The organism is Isoptericola sp. NPDC056573, assembly GCF_042793335.1.
Taxonomy (GTDB): Bacteria; Actinomycetota; Actinomycetes; order Actinomycetales; family Cellulomonadaceae; genus Isoptericola.
The window spans coordinates 253,451-276,757 of the sequence record NZ_JBHTUY010000004.1 but is presented as its reverse complement, the minus strand read 5'-3'; the positions used below and the strand labels follow the sequence as shown (position 1 = coordinate 276,757).

At 75.5% G+C, this 23,307-nt stretch carries 23 protein-coding genes, 1 tRNA gene and 1 riboswitch; of the genes, 21 read left to right on the top strand and 3 right to left on the bottom strand.

Going from position 1 to position 23,307, the window contains the following annotated elements; translation table 11 throughout:
* Window positions 1-322 precede the first annotated feature (322 nt).
* Window positions 323-3,820, top strand: a complete 3,498-nt coding sequence (locus tag ACFQ8E_RS08775; RefSeq protein WP_430550183.1) for an Rne/Rng family ribonuclease — start codon at window positions 323-325, stop codon at window positions 3,818-3,820.
* A 106-nt stretch (window positions 3,821-3,926) separates the two neighbouring features.
* Window positions 3,927-4,505 (top strand): thymidine kinase, encoded by a 579-nt coding sequence (locus tag ACFQ8E_RS08770; protein ID WP_430550182.1) that lies wholly within the window; start codon window positions 3,927-3,929, stop codon window positions 4,503-4,505.
* Between the two features lie 30 nt (window positions 4,506-4,535).
* Here ACFQ8E_RS08770 and ACFQ8E_RS08765 read toward each other — a convergent pair whose 3' ends face one another.
* Both ACFQ8E_RS08765 and ACFQ8E_RS08760 read right to left on the bottom strand, forming a co-directional pair.
* Window positions 4,536-5,639, bottom strand: coding sequence for a fatty acid desaturase family protein (locus ACFQ8E_RS08765; protein WP_430550181.1), 1,104 nt, complete (start codon window positions 5,637-5,639; stop codon window positions 4,536-4,538).
* A 92-nt stretch (window positions 5,640-5,731) separates the two neighbouring features.
* On the bottom strand, window positions 5,732-6,532 hold the full coding sequence (locus ACFQ8E_RS08760; RefSeq protein WP_430550180.1) for an inositol monophosphatase family protein: 801 nt from the start codon (window positions 6,530-6,532) through the stop codon (window positions 5,732-5,734).
* A 92-nt stretch (window positions 6,533-6,624) separates the two neighbouring features.
* Between ACFQ8E_RS08760 and ACFQ8E_RS08755 the strand changes: the two genes are divergently transcribed.
* Window positions 6,625-7,470, top strand: a complete 846-nt coding sequence (locus ACFQ8E_RS08755; protein ID WP_430550179.1) for a hypothetical protein — start codon at window positions 6,625-6,627, stop codon at window positions 7,468-7,470.
* 29 nt (window positions 7,471-7,499) lie between these two features.
* Here ACFQ8E_RS08755 and ACFQ8E_RS08750 read toward each other — a convergent pair whose 3' ends face one another.
* Window positions 7,500-8,123: a protein-L-isoaspartate O-methyltransferase gene (locus tag ACFQ8E_RS08750; RefSeq protein WP_430550178.1), complete on the bottom strand. Its 624-nt coding sequence runs from the start codon at window positions 8,121-8,123 to the stop codon at window positions 7,500-7,502.
* A 167-nt stretch (window positions 8,124-8,290) separates the two neighbouring features.
* Between ACFQ8E_RS08750 and ACFQ8E_RS08745 the strand changes: the two genes are divergently transcribed.
* The 18 genes from ACFQ8E_RS08745 (at window position 8,291) to ACFQ8E_RS08660 (ending at window position 23,299) form a co-directional block, all read left to right on the top strand.
* A complete protein-coding gene (locus ACFQ8E_RS08745) occupies window positions 8,291-8,500 on the top strand; it encodes a dodecin family protein (RefSeq protein ID WP_429732001.1) in 210 nt (69 codons plus the stop codon).
* Between the two features lie 222 nt (window positions 8,501-8,722).
* Window positions 8,723-9,031 carry a 50S ribosomal protein L21 gene (gene rplU / locus ACFQ8E_RS08740; protein WP_380315082.1) on the top strand — a complete coding sequence of 103 codons (309 nt, stop codon included), beginning with the start codon at window positions 8,723-8,725 and terminating at the stop codon, window positions 9,029-9,031.
* An 84-nt stretch (window positions 9,032-9,115) separates the two neighbouring features.
* Window positions 9,116-9,373 (top strand): 50S ribosomal protein L27, encoded by a 258-nt coding sequence (gene rpmA, locus ACFQ8E_RS08735; protein WP_430550177.1) that lies wholly within the window; start codon window positions 9,116-9,118, stop codon window positions 9,371-9,373.
* Window positions 9,374-9,467: 94 nt separating this feature from the next.
* Window positions 9,468-10,985: a GTPase ObgE gene (gene obgE, locus ACFQ8E_RS08730; RefSeq protein WP_430550176.1), complete on the top strand. Its 1,518-nt coding sequence runs from the start codon at window positions 9,468-9,470 to the stop codon at window positions 10,983-10,985.
* Between the two features lie 25 nt (window positions 10,986-11,010).
* The gene (gene proB / locus ACFQ8E_RS08725) at window positions 11,011-12,141 is read left to right on the top strand and encodes a glutamate 5-kinase (RefSeq protein WP_430550175.1); all 1,131 of its coding nucleotides are present in this window, start codon (window positions 11,011-11,013) and stop codon (window positions 12,139-12,141) included.
* Window positions 12,142-12,222: 81 nt separating this feature from the next.
* Complete coding sequence (locus ACFQ8E_RS08720) at window positions 12,223-13,704, top strand: hypothetical protein (RefSeq protein ID WP_430550174.1); 1,482 nt, start codon at window positions 12,223-12,225, stop codon at window positions 13,702-13,704.
* A gap of 43 nt (window positions 13,705-13,747) precedes the next feature.
* Window positions 13,748-15,076 carry a glutamate-5-semialdehyde dehydrogenase gene (locus tag ACFQ8E_RS08715; RefSeq protein WP_430550173.1) on the top strand — a complete coding sequence of 443 codons (1,329 nt, stop codon included), beginning with the start codon at window positions 13,748-13,750 and terminating at the stop codon, window positions 15,074-15,076.
* A 61-nt stretch (window positions 15,077-15,137) separates the two neighbouring features.
* The gene (locus tag ACFQ8E_RS08710) at window positions 15,138-15,290 is read left to right on the top strand and encodes a hypothetical protein (protein ID WP_429764031.1); all 153 of its coding nucleotides are present in this window, start codon (window positions 15,138-15,140) and stop codon (window positions 15,288-15,290) included.
* A gap of 64 nt (window positions 15,291-15,354) precedes the next feature.
* The gene (gene nadD / locus ACFQ8E_RS08705) at window positions 15,355-15,927 is read left to right on the top strand and encodes a nicotinate-nucleotide adenylyltransferase (RefSeq protein WP_430550379.1); all 573 of its coding nucleotides are present in this window, start codon (window positions 15,355-15,357) and stop codon (window positions 15,925-15,927) included.
* A complete protein-coding gene (locus ACFQ8E_RS08700; protein ID WP_430550172.1) occupies window positions 15,920-17,008 on the top strand; it encodes a hypothetical protein in 1,089 nt (362 codons plus the stop codon). The genes nadD and ACFQ8E_RS08700 overlap by 8 nt, the downstream gene beginning before the upstream one ends.
* Window positions 17,005-17,451 (top strand): ribosome silencing factor, encoded by a 447-nt coding sequence (gene rsfS / locus ACFQ8E_RS08695; protein ID WP_430545659.1) that lies wholly within the window; start codon window positions 17,005-17,007, stop codon window positions 17,449-17,451. Before ACFQ8E_RS08700 ends, rsfS begins: the two co-directional genes overlap by 4 nt.
* Window positions 17,448-18,137 carry a histidine phosphatase family protein gene (locus tag ACFQ8E_RS08690; protein WP_430550171.1) on the top strand — a complete coding sequence of 230 codons (690 nt, stop codon included), beginning with the start codon at window positions 17,448-17,450 and terminating at the stop codon, window positions 18,135-18,137. Before rsfS ends, ACFQ8E_RS08690 begins: the two co-directional genes overlap by 4 nt.
* A gap of 92 nt (window positions 18,138-18,229) precedes the next feature.
* Window positions 18,230-18,302 (top strand) — tRNA-Ala (locus tag ACFQ8E_RS08685).
* Window positions 18,303-18,465: 163 nt separating this feature from the next.
* Window positions 18,466-18,577: riboswitch (TPP riboswitch) on the top strand.
* Window positions 18,571-19,209 carry an ECF transporter S component gene (locus tag ACFQ8E_RS08680; RefSeq protein ID WP_430550170.1) on the top strand — a complete coding sequence of 213 codons (639 nt, stop codon included), beginning with the start codon at window positions 18,571-18,573 and terminating at the stop codon, window positions 19,207-19,209. It overlaps the preceding riboswitch by 7 nt.
* Before the next feature lie 4 nt (window positions 19,210-19,213).
* Entirely contained in the window at window positions 19,214-20,665 is a 1,452-nt protein-coding gene (locus ACFQ8E_RS08675) for an ATP-binding cassette domain-containing protein (protein WP_430550169.1), read from the top strand.
* Complete coding sequence (locus ACFQ8E_RS08670; RefSeq protein ID WP_430550168.1) at window positions 20,662-21,360, top strand: energy-coupling factor transporter transmembrane component T; 699 nt, start codon at window positions 20,662-20,664, stop codon at window positions 21,358-21,360. The genes ACFQ8E_RS08675 and ACFQ8E_RS08670 overlap by 4 nt, the downstream gene beginning before the upstream one ends.
* 50 nt (window positions 21,361-21,410) lie before the next feature.
* Entirely contained in the window at window positions 21,411-22,022 is a 612-nt protein-coding gene (locus ACFQ8E_RS08665) for a class I SAM-dependent methyltransferase (protein ID WP_430550167.1), read from the top strand.
* A gap of 53 nt (window positions 22,023-22,075) precedes the next feature.
* Entirely contained in the window at window positions 22,076-23,299 is a 1,224-nt protein-coding gene (locus ACFQ8E_RS08660) for an MFS transporter (protein WP_430550166.1), read from the top strand.
* Window positions 23,300-23,307: the final 8 nt, after the last annotated feature.

Genomic DNA, 23,307 nt, shown 5'->3' with positions numbered 1-23,307 from the left:
TCTTCACAAGTCAAGCCGGGGCGGGTCGCGCCCGCGACGTGCGGCGTCGGGTCACGCGGCGGGGCGCGCAGGATGCGATACTGGTGCGAAGCCGTCCTGGCCCACATCCCGGGGCGGCCCACGAGCTCGCAGCACTCGCGATCCGCACGCGATGCCGCCGCCAGGCCACGAGGCCGGGCGGCGGGCGTCCGCGAAGAGCGCGGTGCCGCAGCCGGAACCGAGACTTCCGTCGGCCGGCGCGCTGAGCAGCGCGCGCGTCCGACGACGACCACCGGTGGCCCGCACGTGTGGGGGCGGGGCCGCCGGAGCTGGAGCGCTTTTCGTGACGTCCGACAACCCGACCGACGCCGCAGCCCGCAAGCCCGCCCGCCGTCGCGCCACCCGGGCCGCCGCCGCACCCCAGGGCCCGCAGGCCGAGCAGCCCGCCGCCCCCGCGGCCGCCCCCCTCTCCGACCTGGTCCTGCCGGAGCGTGCCGACGCCCAGGCCGAGACGGCCGCGGGCGGCGCCGCGTCGCTCGCCGACATCGTGCTGCCGGAGGGGCCCGCCGGGCGTGCGGCCGACGAGGTCGCCGAGAAGCCGTCGCGCTCCCGCCGCCGCGCCACCCGCACCACCGGAGCGCAGCGCGCCACCGAGCCCGAGGCCACCACCGAGGCCACCACCGAGGCCACCACCGAGGCCACCACCGAGGCCACCACCGAGCCCGTCGCCGCCGAGCCGGCCGACGAGGTTCCTGCCGCCGAGCCCGAGGCCGCGCCGGCCAAGGGGCGCAGCACGTCCGGCGGCACGCGCACCCGCGCCCGCCGCACGGCTGCGTCGAAGGACGAGGTCCCCGCCGAGACCACCGAGGAGACCGCGCAGGCCGACGCCGCGGAGGCCGCCCCCGCGAAGAAGGCGCCCGCGAAGCGGGCGACCAAGAAGGCCACCACCCGGAAGGGCGCCGGCGCGGCGAAGGACGCCGAGAAGCCCGCCGGGCAGGCCGCTGCCGCGGAGGACAAGCCTGAGGCGGCCGCGGAGAAGACCGCCGAGCAGACCGCGCCGCGCTCGCCGGCCGTGCGTGGCGGCGGGTCGGCCACCCCGCGCCTCGCGACGACGGCCGTGCTGTTCCAGGCCCCCGACCTGTCGACCGCACGCCGGTCCCGCCGCGCGCAGGCCCCCGCCGGCCCGCCGCGCCCGCACGACGCGCCGGCCGAGGAGGCGACGAGCGCGCCCGAGCCCGAGGTCGCGACGAGCGCACCCGAGAAGGCTCCGGCGCCCGCCGTCGAGACGCCGAAGGACGAGCCGACGCGGACCCGGTCGCGCCGTGCGACCCGCGGCACCCGCGCCGCGAAGGCCGCGGAGCCCGCCGAGCAGGTGGCTCCGGAGGCTCCCGTCGAGGCGCCCGCCGCCGCCGACGCCCAGGTCGCGGAGCCCGTCGGGTCGCCGGCGTCCACGGAGCGGGTGGCCGACGTCGAGCTCAGCGAGGACGAGGCCGCCGCGGTCGAGGAGGTCGGCGCGATCGAGTCCGAGCTCGTGGCCGAGGGCGTCGAGCTCGTCGACCTGGGCCCGGAGGACCTGAGCGACGAGGACGGCGAGGACGACGAGATCCGCCCGCGCCGGCGCCGGCGCCGGGGTGGACGCGGCCGTCGGGGCGGTCGCCGCCCCGAGGGCGAGGACCTGGACGACGAGGACGGCTCCGACGAGGGTGCCGGCGAGGACGAGCGCCCCGCCGAGACCGAGGTTGACGACCACGCCCGCGGCGAGGACCAGGCCGACGAGCAGGCCGACGAGCAGGGCGAGGACGAGGGCGGCGAGTCCGCCTCGAGCCGTCGCCGTCGCCGCCGGCGCCGCGGCACCCGCCAGGAGCGGGCCGAGGCCGCCGTGGCGCGGACCCGTGACCGCGACGAGGTCACGGCCCTCAAGGGCTCGACGCGCCTCGAGGCGAAGCGCCAGCGCCGCCGCGAGGGCCGCGACGCCGGCCGCCGCCGCCAGATCATCACCGAGGCCGAGTTCCTCGCGCGCCGCGAGTCCGTGACGCGGTCGATGGTGGTGCGCGAGCGCGACGGCCGCACGCAGATCGCCGTGCTCGAGGACGGCGTGCTCGTGGAGCACTACGTCTCGCAGCAGTCGCAGGCGTCGATGGTGGGCAACGTCTACCTCGGCCGCGTGCAGAACGTGCTGCCCAGCATGGAGGCCGCGTTCGTCGACGTCGGCAAGGGGCGCAACGCCGTCCTGTACGCCGGCGAGGTGAACTGGGACGCCGCCGGGCTCGAGGGCCAGCCGCGCCGCATCGAGGAGGCCCTGAAGTCGGGCGACTCGGTGCTCGTGCAGGTCACCAAGGACCCGATCGGGCACAAGGGCGCGCGCCTCACCTCGCAGGTCACGCTCGCGGGCCGGTACCTGGTGTTCGTGCCGGGTGGCGGCATGACCGGGATCAGCCGCAAGCTGCCCGACACCGAGCGCAGCCGGCTCAAGAAGATCCTGCGCGACGTCGTGCCCGAGGGCGCGGGCGTCATCGTGCGCACCGCCGCCGAGGGTGCGAGCGAGGCGGAGCTGCGCGCCGACGTCGAGCGCCTCGAGGCCCAGTGGGCCGCGATCCAGAAGAAGTCGTCGTCGGCCAGCGCCCCGGCGCTGCTGCAGGGCGAGCCCGACCTCGCGATCCGCGTCGTCCGCGACATCTTCAACGACGACTTCTCGTCGCTGCAGATCCAGGGCCAGGGCGCGTGGGACGAGATCGCCCAGTACGTCGAGGAGCTCGCCCCCGACCTGCGCGACCGCGTGACGAAGTGGACGGAGAACACCGACGTGTTCGCCGTGCACCGCGTGGACGAGCAGCTCGCCAAGGGCATGGACCGCAAGGTCTGGCTGCCGTCCGGCGGGTCGCTGGTCATCGACCGCACCGAGGCCATGACGGTCATCGACGTCAACACCGGCAAGTTCACCGGCGCGGGCGGCACGCTCGAGGAGACCGTCACGCGGAACAACCTCGAGGCGGCCGAGGAGATCGTGCGCCAGCTGCGGCTGCGCGACATCGGCGGCATCGTCGTCATCGACTTCATCGACATGGTGCTCGAGTCGAACCGCGACCTCGTGCTGCGCCGGCTGGTGGAGTGCCTGGGCCGCGACCGCACCAAGCACCAGGTGGCCGAGGTCACCTCGCTCGGTCTCGTGCAGATGACCCGCAAGCGCGTGGGCCAGGGCCTGGTCGAGGCGTTCTCCGAGACCTGCGAGCACTGCAAGGGCCGCGGGTTCATCGTGCACAGCGAGCCGATCGAGAAGAACGGTGCCCACCAGCACCACGACGGCGACCAGGGCGAGGGGGCGAAGCGGTCGCGCCGCAAGCGCGGCGGCAAGCAGGGCGAGCCGGCGACCCCGGCGCCCGCAGCCGAGGTGCCGACCCTGCCCGAGGACCGCTCCGAGGCCCGCGAGGCCGTCAAGGCCACGCTCGCCACGATCGCGGCCGCCGCGGCGCACGCCCACGAGCACGAGCACGAGGCCAAGGACGAGGCCAAGCACGAGGCCGCGGACGGTGCGAAGGACGCCGCCCCGGCGGCGGCTCCGGCCACCGCTGCCCCGGCGCCCCTGGACCGGCCCGAGCCCTTGGACCTGCCCGAGCCCGTGGAGCCTTCGGCCGTGACGCCCGTCGCGCCGGAGACGCTCATCGATCTGCCCGAGCGGAAGCCGGAGCCGGCGGCCGAGGCCGCGGCCGACACCGTGCCCGCGGCGGCCACGAAGCCCGCGAAGAAGGCTCCGCGCCGCGCGCGGAAAGGAGCCGGAGCCCCGAAGCCTGCTCAGTCGGGTGCTGGGGAGGCTGCGGCCGCGGGAGTGACCGGCACCGAATGACCTACCGAGTGACCTGACCGCGAGGTCGAGGTGAGGGCCCGAGGTCGATGTCCAGGACATCGACCTCGGGCCCTTCGCTTCGACCTCGGCGTGTCATGCTCGGGCCATGACGGGGGACGACCGCAGCGGTGGACGGCTCGAGGTGATCGCCGGCCCGATGTTCGCCGGCAAGACGGAGGAGCTGGTGCGCCGGGTGCACCGCGCGCAGGTGGCACGCCGGGGCGTCCTCGTCGTCGCGCACGAGCTCGACACGCGCAGCGGGCCGGGCCGGGTGGCGTCCCACTCCGGGCTGGAGGTGCCCTCGCGCAACGTGCGGCACGCCGAGGAGATCCCGGGGCTCGTCACGGCGGGCACGGAGCTGGTGGCGGTCGACGAGGCGCAGTTCTTCGGCCCCGACCTCGTGGACGTCGCGACGGCGCTGGCCGACGCGGGACTCGTCGTGGTGGTGGCCGGGCTGTCCGTGACGTTCGACGGCCGGGCGTTCGCGCCGCTGCCCGAGCTGATGGCGGTCGCCGAGTCGGTCACCAAGCTCACCGCGGTGTGCGCGGTCTGCGGTCGCGACGCGGCGTTCCACGTCCGGATCGAACAGGCGTCGACCGACGACGACGCGCTGACCCCGACGTCGGGGCACGTGGGCGGGTCCGAGTCGTACGAGGCGCGCTGCCGGCAGCACCGCGCCGGCTGACGAGGGGGACGCCGCCGCGCCGCCCGACGGTCAGCGGCGCCCGAGCTGCTGGCGCATCGGGCAGTCGAACGGGTCGCGGGCGGCCAGCCCGACCTCGTTGAGGTAGCGCACGACGATCGCGTACGAGCGCAGCAGCGAGGTCTCGGTGTACGGCATCCCGAGCCGCGCGCAGTGCTCCCGGACGATCAGCCGGGCGCGCGCCAGGTGGGGACGCGGCATGCTCGGGAACAGGTGATGCTCGATCTGGAGGTTGAGGCCGCCCATCAGGACGCTCATCCAGGCGCCCCCACGCACGTTGCGCGACGTGAGCACCTGCTTCGACAGGAAGTCGATCTTGCTGCCCTCGGGGATCATCGTCATGCCCTTGTGGTTGGGCGCGAACGTCGCACCCATGTAGACGCCGAACACGGCGAGCTGCACGCCGAGGAAGGCGAACCCGAGGCCCAGGGGCAGCCACCACAGGACGACCGCCACGTAGACGGTGAGGCGCACCAGGATCGTCACGAGCTCGCGTCGGCGGGACGCGCGGTCCTCGGGCGGGCCGGTCAGCAGCGAACGCACGGCGGTCACGTGCAGGTTGAGCCCCTCGAGGGTGAGGAGGGGGAAGAACAGCCACCCCTGGCGGCGCGTGATCGCGCCCAGGAACCCGTGGTGGTCGGCGGCCGCCTCCGCGGTGAAGGAGATGACGCCGGGGGCGACGTCGGGGTCCTTGCCCACCTGGTTGGGGTTGGCGTGGTGGCGGGTGTGCTTCGTCATCCACCACGAGTAGCTGATACCGACCACGGCGTTCGCCAGGATGCGGCCGACGCGGTCGTTGAGCGGCCCGGACGCGAAGACCTGCCGGTGCGCCGTCTCGTGCGTGAGGAACGCCAGCTGCGTGAGCACGACCCCGAGCGCTGCCGCGATCAGGAGCTGGAACCACGAGTCGCCCAGCAGGACGAACCCGGTCGCGACGCCGCCGAGCGCCAGGAGGAGGACCAGCCCGTTGACGAGGTAGTAGCCGTACGCCCGGCTCAGCAGCCCGGCGTCGCGCACCTCCCGGGACAGGGCACCGTACGTGCTGGTGAACTTCGCGGCGGCACCGTCGCGCGGGGCGGCGGAGCTGTCGAGTACGGCCGGGACGACTGGGGGCATGCGTGCCTCGCAGGGGTCGGGGTCGACTTCCCAGCCGAGGTGTGAGCGGTCGCTCGGTCGCGCGGATGCCCCGAGCCTACGGAACCGTAGGCTCAGGACAAGGGGGATGTCCCCCGGAGCGCGCGGAGCCTGTCGAGCACCTGTCGCGCGGTCGCGGCGTCCGCGGCCGCGAGGATCCCGCGCCCGCCGTGCACGGGACCGCCGTCGAGATCCGTGACGACGCATCCGGCCGCCTCGCACAGGGCGACACCGGGCAGGAAGTGGACGCTGCCGGCGACGCCGGCCCCGGTCACGTAGGCGGCGTGACGGCCCGCGGCCACCCAGGCGAGCGCGAGCGAGCTGGACGCGACCCGGACGGCCCAGGACGCGCGCAGCCCGGCGTCGGCGACGAGCGCCGGCGTCGCCCCGCCGTTGTCGACGTCCACGTTCACGAGGCGGGTCACGGGGGTGGGGGAGGCGTCGACCTCGGGGGAGCCGGCCGCGTCCCGCACGCGGGTGCGCACGCCGTCGGTCCACACCACCTCGCGGGTGAGGGGGTCCGCGACGGCCGCGGCCAGGACCCGTTCGATCCCGTCGCGCCGTTCCACGAGGGCGACGTTGACGCCGAACGACGGGACGCCGGCGGCGAAGTTGAGCGTGCCGCACAGGGGGTCGACGTACCACCGCCGGGCGGCGTCGCCGCCGGACGTGCCGAGCTCCTCGCCGACGACGGCGTCGCCGGGCCGGGCCGCGGCGAGGACGGCGCGGACCGCCCGTTCGGCGGCGACGTCGGTGTCGGTGGCGAAGTCCAGCCCCACCTTCGCGTGGCGGGTCACGGGGCGTCGGAAGGCGTCGGCGACCTCGGTCGCGCCGGCCAGGGCGGCCTCGACCGCCACCTCGGAATCGCTCGTCACGCGCCGAGCATGGCAGAACTTCATCCTCGTCAGCCGCCGGGCGGGTGCGTAGTCTCCTTCGGCACGCCACAGCACGTCGAACAGGACAAGAGATGAAGCGCAAGATCGCCGCGATCCTCGCAGGGGCCGTCGTGGCCACCGGCCTCACGGTCGCCCCGGCCCAGGCCGCGTCGAGCGGGTCGGCGGGCGGCGTCAGCCACCCGGACGTCGTGCTGTACAACGGGCAGCACAACAAGGCGGTCAAGATCGCCTACTCGGTGAAGAACCCGACGAGCGCACAGATCCGGGAGTGCTTCGCCGACGAGTCGTACCCCGAGTACGGCGAGGTCTACACCGGCTGGGGCGAGCTCGACTGGTCGATGGACATCGGGTACTTCGACCGGTACGGCAACGCTGTGGGCGGTGGGGCGTTCCTCTACTCGGGCAAGAACGCAAAGTCCGGCAGCGTCACCTCGAGCCGCTGGTACGACTGGGAGGGCTTCGGGCGGTACTCCGCCAGGGCGGTCGTCGATCGTGACTTCTGGGTCTATGGCGTCGATGACGAGGGATATACCTGGGAGCACTACTGCTCCCTGCCCGGGGCCACCTACTCGGACGGCTTCTCCTTCAAGCGGAACACGTACCTGTCTGCCAACGCGACGCCGGAGCCGGTGCGCAAGGGCTCGTACGTCACGGTCAAGGGCACTCTGCGGTACTGGAACCCCGAATACCGCTACGGTGACGGCGCGATCCGTCCGCTCACGGGCAGAACGGTGAAGATCTACTTCGACCCGTCGGGCTCGAAGGGGCCGATCTACAAGGGGTCGACGAAGACATCGAGCAAGGGCACGTACGCCAAGAAGCTCAAGCAGTCGACGTCGGGCACGTGGATCGTCAAGTACGCCGGGAGCAGCACGCTCGTCGCCAAGCAGGCGAAGGACTCGGTCAAGATCCGCTGACCGCGCACGCCGCTCGTGGAGGTCCGAGGTCAGGCCCGGTCCTCCACGAGCGGCACGAACGAGTAGGTCCCGTGCTCGGACGTGCGGACCTCACCGTGCTCGTCCCGGGTCACGAGCACCATCACGTGTCGCACGGGGATCACCATCCGGCCGCCGCGGGCGACCTGGTCGACCAGCTCCGGGGGCAGCCGTGCGGGCGCGGCGGACACCAGCACGCGGGCCCACCCGCCGGCGCGCGGGGCGCCGAGGCGTCCGGGGACGGCTCGGGCCACCCGGGCCCAGGCCATGCCGGTGCGTCGCACGTTGGCCGCGCCCCAGACGGCGAGGTCCGCGTGCCGCTCGAGCCCGAGCACCGACCCGGTGGGTCCGACGAGGCGGGCGAGCAGCGCCGTCGTCCAGCCGGAGCCGGACCCGACGTCGAGCACGTCCGCGCCGACGGGCACGTCGAGGAGCCGGAGCATCGCCGCGACGGTCGACGGCTGCGAGCAGGTCTGGCCGTGCCCGATCTCGACAGGGCTGTCCGCCTCGGCCCAGCGGGCCCTGGCGCGGGGCAGGAAGCCGCGCCGGTCGACGGCGCGCAGCGCGGCCGTCACCGCGTCGTCGACGCCTCCGGCCCCGGTCGGCAGGTCTGGCGCTCCGGTCCGCCCGGTCATGACCCCATCGTCGCCCCGGAGCCGTCCGGACACCGGGCGGGACGCCGGGCGAGCGACGCCGGGCGAGCGACGCCGGGCGAGCGACGCCGGGCGAGCGGACCCCGCCGGGGCGACGATCGGAGGGACGGTCGGCGACGGACGTCGACCGCCCGAGATCGGAGGACGACATGGCAGGCACGGTCGCGCGCGTCACGGAGATCACGGCCCGCTCGGACACGAGCTTCGAGGACGCGATCCGCGTCGGCCTCGAGCGGGCGGGCCAGACGGTCCGCCACATCACCGGCGCCTGGGTCAAGGAGCAGAAGGTGGAGGTGTCGGACGGCGCGATCGTCGCATGGCAGGTGGACCTGCAGGTGACGTTCGTGCTCGAGGGCTGAGCGGAGCGTTCGCGAGGTGGGGCACGTCACGGCCGCCGGCGGGGGAGGACGTTTGAACCGATCGGCGCCGTGACGTAGTCTTGGACGTCGGCGCGCCTGTGGCGTGCCAGTCCCGTGTGTCCACGACGCACCGCACTCGACCGCCGCGGCGGGCCGAGTTGCAGACCAAGTCGGTGAAGAACGTCGTGCGACATGCCCAGACCAGGAGAGATGAGCAGCAACGTGGTGTACGCGATCGTCAAGGCCGGTGGCCGTCAGGAGAAGGTGTCCGTCGGGGACATCGTCGTCATGGACCGCCTCAAGGCCCAGGCCGGTGACACGGTGGAGCTGCCCGCTCTGCTTCTGGTGGACGGGGAGAAGGTGACCACCGACGCCGCGAAGCTGGCGAAGGTCAAGGTCACCGCCGAGGTCGTGCGGGACGAGAAGGGTCCCAAGATCACGATCCTCAAGTACAAGAACAAGACCGGTTACCGCAAGCGCCAGGGTCACCGCCAGTCGCTGACCCGCCTCAAGGTCACCGGCATCAAGTGACTCACCGCCGGGCCGAGCGCGACATCCCGCAGCACGGCCCGCGGCACTGATCCCCTCGTTCTTCGCAGAAAGCAGGTCTGACAGATGGCACACAAGAAGGGCGCGAGCTCCTCGCGCAACGGTCGTGACTCGAACTCCCAGCGCCTCGGCGTCAAGCGCTACGGCGGCCAGGTCGTCAAGGCGGGCGAGATCATCGTCCGCCAGCGCGGCACCCACTTCCACCCCGGCGACAACGTCGGCCGTGGCGGCGACGACACGCTGTTCGCGCTGACCGCCGGCTCGGTGGCCTTCGCGACGCGTCGTGGCCGCAAGGTCATCGACATCGTCGCGGCCGAGGTCTGAGCCGCACACACTTCCCCGGCTCCCACCCGAGTCGACGACGAGGGGCGCACCGTCGCGGTGCGCCCCTCGTCGCTTTGCCTGAGAGGATCTGACCATGGCCAGCTTCGTCGATCGCGTGGTGCTGCACGCCGTGGGCGGTGACGGCGGCCACGGCGTCGCGTCGATCCGCCGCGAGAAGTTCAAGCCCCTCGCGGGGCCCGACGGCGGCAACGGCGGCGACGGCGGCACCGTGAAGCTCGTCGTGGACCCGCAGACGACGACGCTGCTCGAGTACCACCACTCCCCGCACCGCCGTGCGACCAGCGGCACGCAGGGCATGGGCGACGACCGCGACGGCGCCAACGGCGGCGACCTCGTGCTCGCCGTCCCCGACGGCACCGTCGTCAAGGACCGCGACGGGAACGTGCTCGCCGACCTGGTGGGCGCGGGCGCGGAGTACGTCGTCGCGCAGGGTGGCCGCGGCGGGCTGGGCAACCGCGCGCTGGCGTCCCCGAGGCGCAAGGCCCCGGGCTTCGCGCTCCTCGGCGAGCCGGGGGAGGAGCACGAGGTCGTCCTCGAGCTCAAGTCGATCGCCGACGTCGCCCTCGTCGGGTACCCGAGCGCCGGCAAGTCCTCGCTGGTCGCGGCGATCTCCGCCGCACGGCCCAAGATCGCGGACTACCCGTTCACGACGCTCATCCCCAACCTCGGCGTCGTGCAGGCGGGCGACACCCGTTACACCGTGGCCGACGTCCCCGGCCTCATCCCCGGAGCCAGCGAGGGCAAGGGGCTCGGGCTGGAGTTCCTGCGCCACGTCGAGCGCACCGCCGTGCTGGTGCACGTGCTCGACTGCGCCACCCTCGAGCCGGGCCGGGACCCGCTCAGCGACCTGGACGTCATCGAGGCCGAGCTGGCGGCGTACGCCGGCGACCTCGGCATCGAGGGCGGCCGGGTGCCGCTCACCGAGCGCCCGCGCCTCGTCGTCCTCAACAAGATCGACGTCCCCGAGGCCCGCGAGCTCGCCGAGCTGGTGCGCCCCGACCTCGAGGCACGCGGCCTGCGGGTCTTCGAGGTGTCCACCGCCAGCCACGAGGGGCTGCGGCCGCTCACCTTCGCGCTGGGCGAGCTCGTGGAGCGCGCCCGTGCGGCCGCCCCCGCGCCGGAGCCGACGCGCGTCGTGCTGCGCCCGCGCGCCGTCGACGAGGCGGGCTTCACCGTGACGGCCAAGCGGGAGCACGAGGGCGTCTACTACGAGGTGCGCGGCTCCAAGCCCGAGCGCTGGGTGCGGCAGACCGACTTCAACAACGACGAGGCCGTCGGCTTCCTCGCCGACCGGCTCGCCAAGCTGGGCGTCGAGGACCGGCTCCTCAAGGCCGGCGCCGTCGCGGGCGACGAGGTGCGCATCGGCGACCCCACGAACGCCGTCGTCTTCGACTGGGAGCCCACGCTCTCCACCGGCCCGGAGCTGCTGGGCGCGCGCGGCACCGACCTGCGCCTCGACGAGAGCGACCGCCCGACCCGCGGTGACAAGCGCCGCGAGCACCAGGAGCGCATGGACGCCAAGACCGAGGCGCGCCGCGAGCTGTGGACGGAGCGTCAGTCGGGTCACTGGACGGACCCCGACGACGACTGACCGCCGATCCGGCGAGAATGCACGGGTGAACGCCGCCACCTCCCGCGCCAGCCTGCCGGACGCCCGCCGCGTCGTCGTCAAGATCGGTTCGTCGTCGCTCACCGGCCCGGACGGGCACCTGGACCTGGCGGCGCTGCGTGCGCTCGTCGACGTGCTGGCGGCGCGGGTGGCGGGCGGCGCCCAGGTGGTGCTCGTCTCCTCCGGCGCGATCGCGGCCGGCATCGGGCCGCTCGGCCTGAGCGCCCGGCCCCGCGACGTCGCCACCATGCAGGCCGCGGCCATGCTGGGCCAGGGTCAGCTGGTGGCCCGGTACACCGAGGCGTTCGCCGCGCACGGGCTGCAGATCGGGCAGGTGCTGCTCACCGCGGAGGACACGGTGCGGCGGTCGCGGTACCGCAACGCGCAGCGCTCCCTGGAGCGGCTGCTCGCGCTCGGCGTCGTGCCGGTCGTCAACGAGAACGACGCCGTGACCACCGACGAGCTGACCTTCGGCGACAACGACCGCCTCGCGGCCCTCGTCTCGCACCTCGTGCGCGCCGACGCGATGGTGCTGCTCACCGACGTGGACGGCCTGCACGACGCGCCCCCGTCGCGCCCCGGCGCCCGGCGCATCCCGCACGTGGCGGACCTGGCGGACCTCTCCGGGGTCGAGGTCACCGCGCGGGGGAGCGCGGTCGGCACGGGCGGCATGGTCACCAAGCTCGAGTCGGCCCGGATCGCGACCGGCGCCGGCGTGCCGGTCGTGCTGACCAGCGCGCGGAACGTCGCGGCCGCGCTGGCGGGCGAGGACGTCGGCACGTTCTTCGCGGTCACCGGCCGGCGCACGACGGCGCGCCGGCTGTGGATCGCGCACGCGGCCCAGGCGCACGGCAGGCTCCACCTCGACGACGGCGCGGCGCGGGCGGTGCTCGGTGGCCGCGCGTCGCTGCTGCCCGCGGGCGTCACGCGCGTCGAGGGGACGTTCGAGGCGGGCGACCCGGTGGAGCTGGTCGCGCCGGACGGCGCGGTCGTGGCGCGCGGGCTCGTCGCGTTCGACTCCGGCGAGCTCCCGGGCCTGCTGGGCCGCTCGACGTTCGACCTGCGGGCCGAGCTCGGGGAGGGGTACGACCGCGAGGTCGTGCACCGCGACGACCTGGTGCTCGAGCACCGGCGATGAGTTCGCCGGCCCACGGGCGTCGGTAGGGGCACGGGCGCGCACCGGGCGCGTCACGACCCGCCACCGACACAGGAGGCCGGCATGCGCCGTCATCTCCACGCCCCCGACCACGCCCCCGACCACGCCCCCGCGCACGCCCGCACGCACGCCGCCGGCCGCGCCCTGGCGGCGGCGCTCACCGCCGTCGCCGTCGCGGCAGCCCTCGTCGTCGGGCCGTCGGCCGCGGCGTCCGACCGGGACCCGACGGAGTACACCGGCGAGCTGGCCGGGGCGCGCTACCGCGTGCTGGTCCCGGACGACTGGAACGGCACCCTGCTGCTGTTCAGCCACGGGCACTACCCGTCCGAGTTCTTCGGCGGCTTCCCCGCGCCGCACCTGCTGGGCAACCAGGAGCTGAGCGAGGAGACGCTCACCGACCACGGGTACGCCCTCGCGGGCTCGCTCTTCCAGGGCGATGGCCTCGACTTCACCGTGCCCACGGCCGTGGCGGACCAGTCGCGGCTGCTCGACTGGTTCGAGGCGACCGTGGGCGAGCCGGACCGCACCCTCACCTACGGGCAGTCGATGGGGGCCGTCACGGCGGTGAAGCACGCCGAGGCGGAGCCCGACCGGATCGACGGCGTGCTCACCGTCGGCGGCGTCCTGGACTGGGTGGGCCAGCTCGACGCGATCCTCGACATGAACCTCGCGACCCGCGTGCTGCTCACCGACGGCACCGACGCCCACGGCAACCCGATCGAGCTCGTGGACGCGGCGGACCCGCAGGCCAGCCGCGACGCCCTGGTCGCCGCCCTCACCGCGGCGGCGGAGTCGCCCGAGGGGCGGGCGCGGATCTCGCTCATCGCCTCCCTCAACACCGTGACCGGGTGGTACTGGATGAACGAGCCGCGCCCCGAGGACCCCGAGGCGTGGGCCCGCGGGCAGGCCCAGTGGCTGGTCGGGGCGTACACGCTGGGCCTGGGGCCGAGCGCCCGGGTGCACCTCGAGGAGACGCTGGGCGGCAACCCCAGCAGCACCGACCTCACCCGGCTGCGGGCGCGGCTCGCGCGGTCCGGCGACGGCGCCGGCGTGCGGGCGGCGTATGCCGCGGCGGGGCTCGACCTGCGCGCGGACCTGGCCGCACTGGAGTCGGGCGTCCCGATCGTGGCGGACCCGGCCGCCCGGGCGGCGATGGCGGCCCACCGGCCGGAGGGCACGACGCCGTCGCCGGTGCTCACCCTGCACACGACCGGCGACGGCGGCGCACCGCCGTCGGCGGAGCGGTCCTTCGCCCGGCGCGTGGCCGAGGTCGGCCACCCGGACCGGTTCCGGAGCCTGTACGTCGAGCGGGGGGCGCACCTGTCCGTGAGCCTGGGGGAGGAGCTCGTCGCCCTGCGCACTCTGGAGCGGCGCGTCGACACCGGCCGGTGGCCCTCGCTCGCCCCGCGGACGCTGGACCGCGCGGCGGACGCGCTCGGCCCGGACTACCGCGCCACGTTCGAGGTGGTCACCCAGCAGACCGTCGACCACGCCCCGGCGTTCACCCGGTTCGTGCCGCCGCCCGCGCCCCGTCCCTCCTGGTGAGAGGGGCCTGCCGCCGCGCGCGCCACCGTCGTACTCTCGGGGGATGACCACGACCCTCACCGAGGACCTGACCGCGGGCGGCTCGGGACCCGGCACCTCGGGCGACGACGTCACGGCCGCCGTGCGCGACGTCGCGCGGCGGTCCCAGGTCGCGTCGCGGACGCTCGCGACCGCCCCCAGGGCCACGAAGGACGCCGCGCTGCACGCGCTGGCCGACGCGCTCGAGGCCGCGGCCGGCGAGATCGTCACGGCGAACGCCGACGACCTCGCCCGCGGGCGGGAGCGCGGCCTGAGCGACGGGCTGCTCGACCGGCTGGCGCTCACGCCGGCGAGGATCGGCGCCATCGCCGGCGCGCTGCGCGAGCTCGCCGGCCTGCCGGACCCGGTCGGCGAGGTGGTGCGCGGCCAGACGCTGCCGAACGGCCTGCGCCTGCGCCAGCTGCGCGTGCCGATGGGCGTGGTCGGCATGATCTACGAGGCGCGGCCCAACGTCACGGTCGACGCCGCGGGCCTCGCGCTGAAGTCCGGCAACGCGGTGATCCTGCGCGGCGGCAGCGCTGCGGCGTCGTCCAACGCGGTGGTCGTCGACGTGCTGCGCCGTGCGCTGGAGACCCAGGGCCTGCCCGCCGACCTCGTGCAGACCATCGACGCGTACGGGCGCCCCGGCGGCGTCGCGCTCATGCAGGCGCGCGGGCTGGTGGACGTCCTCGTCCCGCGCGGCGGGGCCGACCTCATCCGCACGGTCGTCGAGTCGTCGACCGTGCCGGTCATCGAGACCGGCGTCGGCAACGTGCACGTGTACGTGGACGCCACGGCCGACGTCGCGAACGCCGTCGAGATCGTCATGAACGCCAAGACGCAGCGGGTCGGGGTGTGCAACGCGGCCGAGACGCTGCTGGTGCACGCCGACGCCGCCGAGGCGTTCCTCCCCGCGGCGCTCGCGGCGCTCGGCGGGGCGGGCGTGGTGCTGCACGGCGACGCGCGCGCGGTCGCCCTGGCGCCCGAGTCGGTCGAGGTGCTCCCCGCGACCGACGCGGACTGGGCCACCGAGTACCTCGCCCTCGAGCTCGCCGTCCGGGTCGTGGACTCGCTCGACGACGCGATCGAGCACATCCGCACCTGGTCGTCGGGGCACACCGAGGCGATCCTCACCCGCGACCTGGCCGCCTCCGAGCGCTTCGTCGCCGAGGTCGACTCGGCCGCCGTCATGGTGAACGCCTCGACGCGCTTCACCGACGGCGGCGAGCTGGGCCTGGGCGCCGAGATCGGCATCTCCACGCAGAAGCTGCACGCGCGCGGGCCCATGGGCCTGGCCGAGCTCACGACCACCAAGTGGGTCGTGCACGGCGACGGGCACGTCCGGCCCGCGTGAGAGACTGACCCCCGAACCTGCCCGAAGCGACCCGTCGCACACCCACGCACAGGAGGAACCCGTGCTGCACACCGCCGTCCAGGTGGCCCAGGAGGCCGCCGAGCACGCCGAGACCATCTCCCCGATCGCGATGGGTCTCCTCGCGTTCGGTGGCCTGGTCGCCGCGCTCGTGGTGACGTACGCCTTCCGCAACGTGTCCAACCGCCACCACTGACGGCCCCCGTCCGGTCAGCGTGAACGAGCCGTCGTCGCAGCCGCGCCGTCCGCGCCTGGGCGTGATGGGCGGCACCTTCGACCCCATCCACCACGGGCACCTGGTCGCCGCCAGCGAGGCGGCTGCACTGCTCGACCTCGACGAGGTCGTCTTCGTGCCCACGGGCAAGCCGACCTTCAAGCAGCACCAGCAGGTGTCCCCGGCCGAGCACCGCTACCTGATGACGGTGATCGCGACGGCGTCGAACCCCCGGTTCACGGTGAGCCGGGTCGACATCGACCGTCCGGGGCTCACCTACACCGTCGACACGCTGCGGGACCTGCACGAGCAACGACCCGACGCCGACCTGTTCTTCATCAGCGGCGCCGACGCGATCGAGCAGATCCTGACCTGGAAGGATGCCGCGCTCCTGTGGGAGATGGCACACTTCGTGGCTGTCACGCGGCCGGGGCACCAGCTCATGGTGGACGGCCTGCCCCACGACGGGGTCACGACGCTGGAGGTCCCGGCGCTGGCGATCTCGTCGAGCGACTGCCGTCGCCGGGCGCAGGCCGGCCAACCGGTGTGGTACCTGGTGCCGGACGGCGTGGTCCAGTACATCGCCAAGCACGGTCTGTATCGAGGTCTCGATGAGTGACAACAACCCGTCCCGCCCGCTGACCCGTCGCGAGATCCGCGAGCGGGAGCAGGCCGCCGCCGCCGCGCAGGCGAACGCCGGTCCGCCGGCGCCGTCCGGGCCGGAGTACGGCGCGCCCGCCGCGGCGAGGTCGCCGTACGCCCCGCCCCCCGGGCAGGCGCCCGCGCCGCGCTTCTCCGCGCCGGCGACCAGCGCGCCGTCGCGGCGCTCGCTCCGCGAGCAGAGCCCGGCGCCCGCCGCCCCGGCCCCCGCGCCGATGGTGCGGCCGCCGTCCACCTCCGCCGGGGTGCGCGGGCTGGACGAGACCGGTCGCCTGGCCCCGATCCAGCGCCCCACCGGCGAGATGTCGCGCGCCGTCGCCCCGACGCCCCCGGTGCGCCCCGCGCCGCCGGCCGGCGCCCCGACCGCGCCGCCCGCGCGCCCCTCGACCCGCCGCGACCAGGGTGCCGCCACGCCCGGCGCCACCGGGCTCGGGCTGCCGCCGCTGGCCGCACCGACGAGCGCCGCGCCCCCGGCCGCCCCGGCTGCCAGCCCGCCGGCCACGGTCGCGCCGCGCCCCGACGGCCCCGCCCGCCGTTCCCCGTTCGCGACGACGGGCACCGCGTCGCCGTTCGGCGCCACCGCGGCCTCGGCGCCGCCCGCCCAGGCGGCACCGAGCCCGGCGCCGCCCGCCGCCACGTCGGTCGCGCCCCCGCTGCCCTGGGCGAGCCCGACCACCGAGCGGCCCGCGTCCGTGCCGCCGTCCCGCCCCGCTGCGGGCCCTGCACAGCCGTCGGCCGCGCCGGAGCGACCCGCCGCGTCCCCGTTCGACGCGCTGGTCGCGTCGGAGCAGCCCGTCCGCGCGCGGTCGGCCGCGCCGCTGGACGACGAGGACGACGACGAGGACTGGGACGAGCCCGAGGCGTCATACACCTGGCTGCACTACATCGTCCTCGTGGTCGTCGCGTTCGTGCTGGGGCTCCTGGTCTGGAAGCTGCTGCTCCAGGCGCCCGACGACAGCAACTTCCAGACGGACACCGACGCCGCCGCGCCCGCGGCCGGCGTCTCCCTCACGTACGAGCACCCCGGAGCCGCTGCATGACCGCTAGCCCCCGCGCCGTCGAGCTGGCGGTCGTCGCCGCCCGGGCCGCGTCGGACCGCAAGGCGCAGGAGATCATCGCGCTGGACGTGAGCGACCAGCTCGTGCTCACCGACGTGTTCCTCATCGCCTCCGGCACGAACGAGCGCCAGGTCTCGGCGATCGTGGACGCCGTCGAGGAGGCGATGTTCCTCGCCGGCTCCAAGCCGATCCGTCGGGAGGGCAAGGCGCAGGCGCGGTGGGTGCTGCTGGACTTCGGGGAGGTCGTCGTCCACGTGCAGCACGCCGAGGACCGCGTGTACTACGCGCTCGAGCGGCTGTGGAAGGACTGCCCGGCGGTGGAGCTGCCGGAGGACGCGCGCGGCGGTGACGGCGCGGCGGCCGCCGCCGAGTACGGCGACGGCGGGGGCGACGGGGCGATCCGTCTCGCGGGCGACGAGCGGTGACGGCCGGCACCGTCGTCCTGCTGCGGCACGCCCGCACCGCCTACAACGCGTCCCTGCGGCTGCAGGGGCAGATCGACATCCCGCTCGACGAGGTCGGGCGCTGGCAGGCGGCGGAGGGCGGCTCCGCGCTCGCGTCGTCGCACCGCGCGACGCGCATCGTGTCGTCCGACCTGGGGCGCGCCGTCGAGACGGCGACCGCGTACGCGGACGCGCTCGGCGGGCAGCCCCTGGTCACCGACGAGCGCCTGCGCGAGCGCGGCTTCGGCGCCTGGGAGGGCCTCACGGGCGCGGAGCTGCAGGAGCGCTGGCCCGAGGAGTACGCCGCCTGGCGCCTGGGCGCGGAGCCCGTGGGCGCGGGGGCCGAGACGAAGGCGGCGGTCGCGGAGCGCATGGCCGAGGCCCTGGCCGAGCATGCCGGCGACCTGGACGACGACGCGACGCTCGTCGTCGTGTCGCACGGCGCCGCCATCTCGCTGGCGGTGACGGCGCTGCTCGGGCTCGACCCGACCACGTGGCGCGGGCTGTCGGGGATGCATAACGTGCACTGGTCGCACCTGCACCGTGCGGGCGAGGGTGCCGTGCCCGCCTGGCGCCTCGTGGCGCACAACGTGGGCGCGGGGTACCCCCTGGACCGCTGGCAGGCGGGGCCGGACTGGAATTTGGAACCTGGCCCGAAGTCTGCCTAAGATATCGACGTTCCCGAGGGGCGCAAGCCCGGAGGAACGCACCGAATCAGACGAATCGCCCGGTCGCCCGTCGGCCGCGAGAGTCGGTTCTCGGGGCTGTGGCGCAGCTGGTAGCGCACCTGCATGGCATGCAGGGGGTCAGGGGTTCGAGTCCCCTCAGCTCCACCCCGACGAGAAGGCCCGGAACCACACGGTTCCGGGCCTTCTTGCGTGACCAGGGGTTTCACGGTGCGGGACGCCCTTGCGCCGACGCCGTCGTCGCCTAGGGTCGGACCTGCGGCCGCGTCGTCGGCCGCCGTGAAGTCACACCTGAAGTCACATCTGAAGACACCCATGACAGGGGAGCGCCGTCGAAGGGGCGCTGAGAGTGCGGGCACAGCCGCAGACCCTTGGAACCTGCTCCGGTTAGCACCGGCGAAGGGAGTTACCTGGAATGTCCGCGCCCACTTTCGCGCGCAGCGCGTCCCTGCGGTACCGCACCGTCGACCTCGTCACCGTGGCCATGCTCGGCGTGGCCGTCGGTGTCGTCTTCTGGGGCTGGACCCAGCTCTACCACCTGCTCTCCGCCGGGCTGGCGGTCGCCTTCCCGCCGGCCACCGGGCTGCTCGGGGGCGGCTGGCTGCTCGGCGGCGTGCTGGGCGGCCTCATCGTCCGCCGTCCGGGCGCGGCGCTGCTCACCGAGGTCGTCGCCGCGAGCGTCGAGGCGCTGCTCGGCGCCGGCTGGGGCTTCTCGGCGATCGTCTCCGGCGTCGTCCAGGGCTTCGGCGCCGAGCTCGTCCTCGCCCTGTTCCTCTACCGGCGCTTCGGCGCCGCGGTCGCGGCCCTGGCGGGCGCGGCGGCGGGCGCGTGCGGCGCCGTGTACGAGTGGTTCGCGTACTACCCGGACTGGGAGTGGGGCTTCCGGCTGGCGTACCTGGGCCTCTTCGCGCTCTCCGGCGCGCTGCTCGCCGGCCTCGGGGGCGCGGCGCTCGTGCGCGCCCTCGCGCGGGCGGGCGTGCTCGACGCGTTCGGCCCGGGTCGCGACCTCGCCGACCGCGCCGCCGACCGTGCCGTCGACCGCGCGCCGGCCTGACGGCGTGGCGCACGACGACGTCCGGGCGCGCGTGCGAGGGCTGTGCTGGCGGCCCACCGGGCGCCGGGCCCCGACGATCGAGGGCCTCGACCTCACCGTCGGCGCGGGGGAGCGCCTGGGGCTGGTCGGTCCCAGCGGGGCGGGCAAGTCGACCGTGCTGCACGCCCTGGCGGGCGTGCTGGGCGACCCGCTGCCCGGCGAGCTGTCCGGGACCGTCCACGTGGACGGCGGGGTGGGGCTCGTCCCGCAGGACCCGGGCTCCGCGGTCGTCGCGGCCCGGATCGGCCGGGACGTCGCCTTCGGCCCCGAGAACGCCGGCCTGCCGCGGGACGAGATCTGGCGCCGGGCCGGGGAGGCTCTCGACCGGGTCGGGCTGCGCCACCCGCCCGACCGGCCGACGTCGGCCCTCTCGGGCGGCGAGCTGCAGCGGCTCGCGCTCGCCGGGGCGCTGGCGAGCGCGCCGGGCCTGCTGCTCCTGGACGAGCCGACCGCGATGCTCGACCCCGCCGCGGCGGCCGAGGTGCGCGCCGCCGTCGTCGGCGCGCTGGAGGGCTCGGACACGTCCCTCGTCGTGGTCGACCACCACGTCGGGCCGTGGCTCGAGCACCTGGACCGCGTCGTGGTGCTCGGACCGGGCGGCCGGGTCACGCACGACGTCGCGCCCGCCGCGCTGCGCGACGTCCCGTCCGCCCTGCGGGACGACCTGACGCGCGCCGGCGTCTGGCTGCCCGGCGTGGCGGCGCCGTCCCCGCTGTCCGTTCCCGCGGCGCTGGTGGCGCCGGACGTGCCCGGGCCGGACGTCGTCGTCGCCGGCCTCCGCGTCGACCTGGTGACCCGCGGCCTGCGCGGTCGCACCACGACGCGTGCCCTCAACGGCGTGGCCGCGCGGCTGCCCGCGGGCCGCCTCACGTCCGTCACGGGGCCCTCGGGGGCGGGGAAGTCCACGCTCGTCGCCACTCTTGCGGGGCACCTGCGGCCGACGGCCGGCGAGGTGCGGGGCGTCCCGGGGCGGACGGCCCGCTCGGAGGAGCTCGCGCGGTCCTGCGGGTGGGTGCCGCAGCACCCGGAGCACGGCCTGCTCGCGCTGCGCGTGCGGGACGAGGTGGAGCTCACCGGCCGGCGCCTCGGCGTCCGGGTGGACGTGGACGCCGTGCTCGCGCTGCTGCGCCTCGACCACCTCGCCGACGCGCATCCGTTCCGGCTGTCCGGCGGCGAGCAGCGGCGGCTCGCCCTGGCGGCGGCGCTGGCGCACCGGCCGGGGCTCGTGCTGCTCGACGAGCCGACCGTCGGCCAGGACAGGGGGACCTGGGCGGCGGTGGCCGGGTGGGCCCGCGCCGCGGCCCGGCACGGCGCCACCGTCGCGGCGAGCACCCACGACGCGCACCTCGTCGCCCTCGCGGGGCACCAGGTGCGGCTCGGCGGCGCGACGAGCGAGCGAGCGACGGTGGCGGCGTGACCGGCGCGCTGGGGCGCGTGAACGCCCTCGTGCTCGTGGCCCTCGGGCTGCTCGGCCTGGTCGCCTCCCTGGGCGTCCGGGACGTCGCGAGCGCCGCCGTCGCGCTGGGCGGGTCGCTGGCTCTCGGACTGGTGCTCCTGCCGCGCGGCGCCGGGTCCCCGGCCCGTTACCTCGCGGTGGTCGTCGCGGTCGCGTCGGTGGCGTGGTCGACGTGGCTGCTCGGTGGCCACGACCCGGTGGTGGCCGCCGTCGCGGGGGCCCGCATCGCGGTGCTCGCTCTGCCCGGCGTGGCCCTCGCCCCGCTGGTCGACCCGAGCGGGCTGGCCGACCAGCTCGGCCAGCGGCTGCGCCTGCCGGCCCGTTTCGTCGTCGGGGTGGCCGCGGCGCTGCAGCGGTTCGAGCGGCTCGGCGCCGTGTGGGAGCAGGCGTCGCGGGCGCGTCGGTCGCGCGGCGTCGGGCCCGGCCGGGGCCCGCTCTCGAGGGCGCGCCACGCGGCGTCGGTGACGTTCGCCGTGCTGGCCGCCACCCTGCGCGACGCGGCGGCCATGTCCGTCGCGATGGACACCCGGGGCTTCGCGGGCGCCCACCGCCGGACCTGGGCGGAGCCTGCGCCGTGGACCCGTACGGACGGCGTCGTGCTCGCCGCCGGCGCCGTCGTCGCGGCGCTGCCGTTCGCCGTCCTGGCCTGGCGGTAGCCGTCGAGCGGGGCCCGTCGGGCGCAGGATGGGTGTCGGGAGGTGCTCGCATGGCCCGCCAGGTGCACGACTTCGACGCCCTCTACGCCGCGGACGTCCCGCCGCCGTGGGAGATCGGGCGCCCGCAGCCCGCGCTCCTGGCGCTCGTGCGCCGGTCGGTGCTCGCCGACCCGGTGCTCGACGTCGGCTGCGGCACGGGCGTGCTGGCGCTCGCGGTCGCCCGGGCGGGCCACCGGGTGGTGGGCGTGGACGCCGCGGCGCACGCGATCTCCCGCGCGCGGGAGCGGGCCGCGGAGTCGATCGTCGACCCGCCCGGCGAGGTGCGCTTCGAGGTCGCGGACGCCCGGCGGCTCGACCGCCTGGCCGTGCGGCCCCGGACCGTCCTCGACTCAGGGCTGCTGCACACCCTGGACGATGCCGGTCGCGCCGCCTACGTGGCAGGGCTGGAGGCGATCTGCCCGTCCGACGCGCTCGTCGCCGTCCTCGCGATGTCCGTGGCCGCCGGGCTCGGCTGGGGCACGACCGACGACCGGCTGCGCGCCGCGTTCGAGGGGCCCTCCTGGTCGGCGACCGTGGTCTCGGACGCCGAGATCACCGCGCGCCCCGCGGGCGACGAGCTCCACCTGCCCGCGCTGCTCCTCACGACCCGGCGGGCCGCATGAGACGTCCGTGAACGGACCGGCTCCCCACGGGGCCGGTGCGATAGGAATGGTGCGTGCCGTCCCCGCCGCTCTTCCCGTTCCGTAGCGTCGTCCTCGGGGCGTTCCTCCCGACCCTGGTGCTGGAGATCGGCATCGGTGCGCTGCTGCCGGTCGTGGCGGTCACCGCCACGGGCCGTGGCGCCACCCTCACGGTCGCCGGCCTCGTGGCCGCGCTGCTGCCGCTCGGCAAGATCGCGTTCGACCTGCCCGCCGGGGCGCTCTCGCAGCGCCTCGGGGACCGGGTGGCGATGCTGGTCGCCGGCAGCGTCGCCGTCGTGGCGTTCACGACGATCGCGCTGTCGTCGGCGCTGTGGGGACTGGCCGCGGGGGTGCTCGCGCTCGGCGCGGCGAACGCCGTGTTCAACCTCGCCCGGCAGGCGTACCTCACCGAGATCACGCCGCCGCTGCGGCGGGCGCGCGTGATGTCGACCCTCGCGGGGGTGCACCGCATCGGCCTGTTCCTGGGGCCGTTCGCGGGGGCCGCGATGATCGCGGCGACGTCGCTGCACGGCGCGTTCTGGCTGGGCACGGGCTCCGCGCTGGTCGCGGTGCTCGTCATCGCCCTGGTGCGGCCGGAGCCGCGGGCCGACGCCGCGCTGCCGCGCCCCGCCGGCGGTCCGCGGGTGTCCATCGCGGCGGTCGCGCGCGAGCACAGGCAGCTGTTCGCGACCCTCGGCGTCGCCATCCTGCTGGTGAGCGCCGTGCGCGGCGCGCGGCAGACGGTCATCCCGCTGTGGGGCGAGCACCTGGGCCTCGACGCCGAGGTGACGTCGCTCGTCTTCGGCGTCTCGGGCGCCCTGGACATGCTGCTGTTCTACCCGGCGGGCAAGGTGATGGACCGGTTCGGCCGGTTGTGGGTGGCCGTCCCGTCGATGCTCACGATGGCGGTGGGGCTGGCGGTGCTGCCGTTCGCGCACACCGCCGGCGCGCTCGCCGTGGTCGCCGCCCTGCTCGGCGTGGGCAACGGCATGGGCTCGGGGATCGTCATGACGCTGGGCGCCGACGTCGCACCCGCCGCGGTGCGGCCCACGTTCCTCAGCGTGTGGCGGCTGTTCCAGGACACGGGCGACGCGCTCGGGCCGCTGATCCTGTCGGCCGGGGCCGCCCTGGGCTCGCTCGCGGCCGGGGTGTGGGCCACCGCCACGCTGGGCGGCGCGTCCGCGGCCGCGCTCGCGCGCTGGGTGCCGCGGTACTCGTCGCTCGCGAACCTCGTGCCGCCCCGGCGCCGGCGGCCGTGACGTCCGTG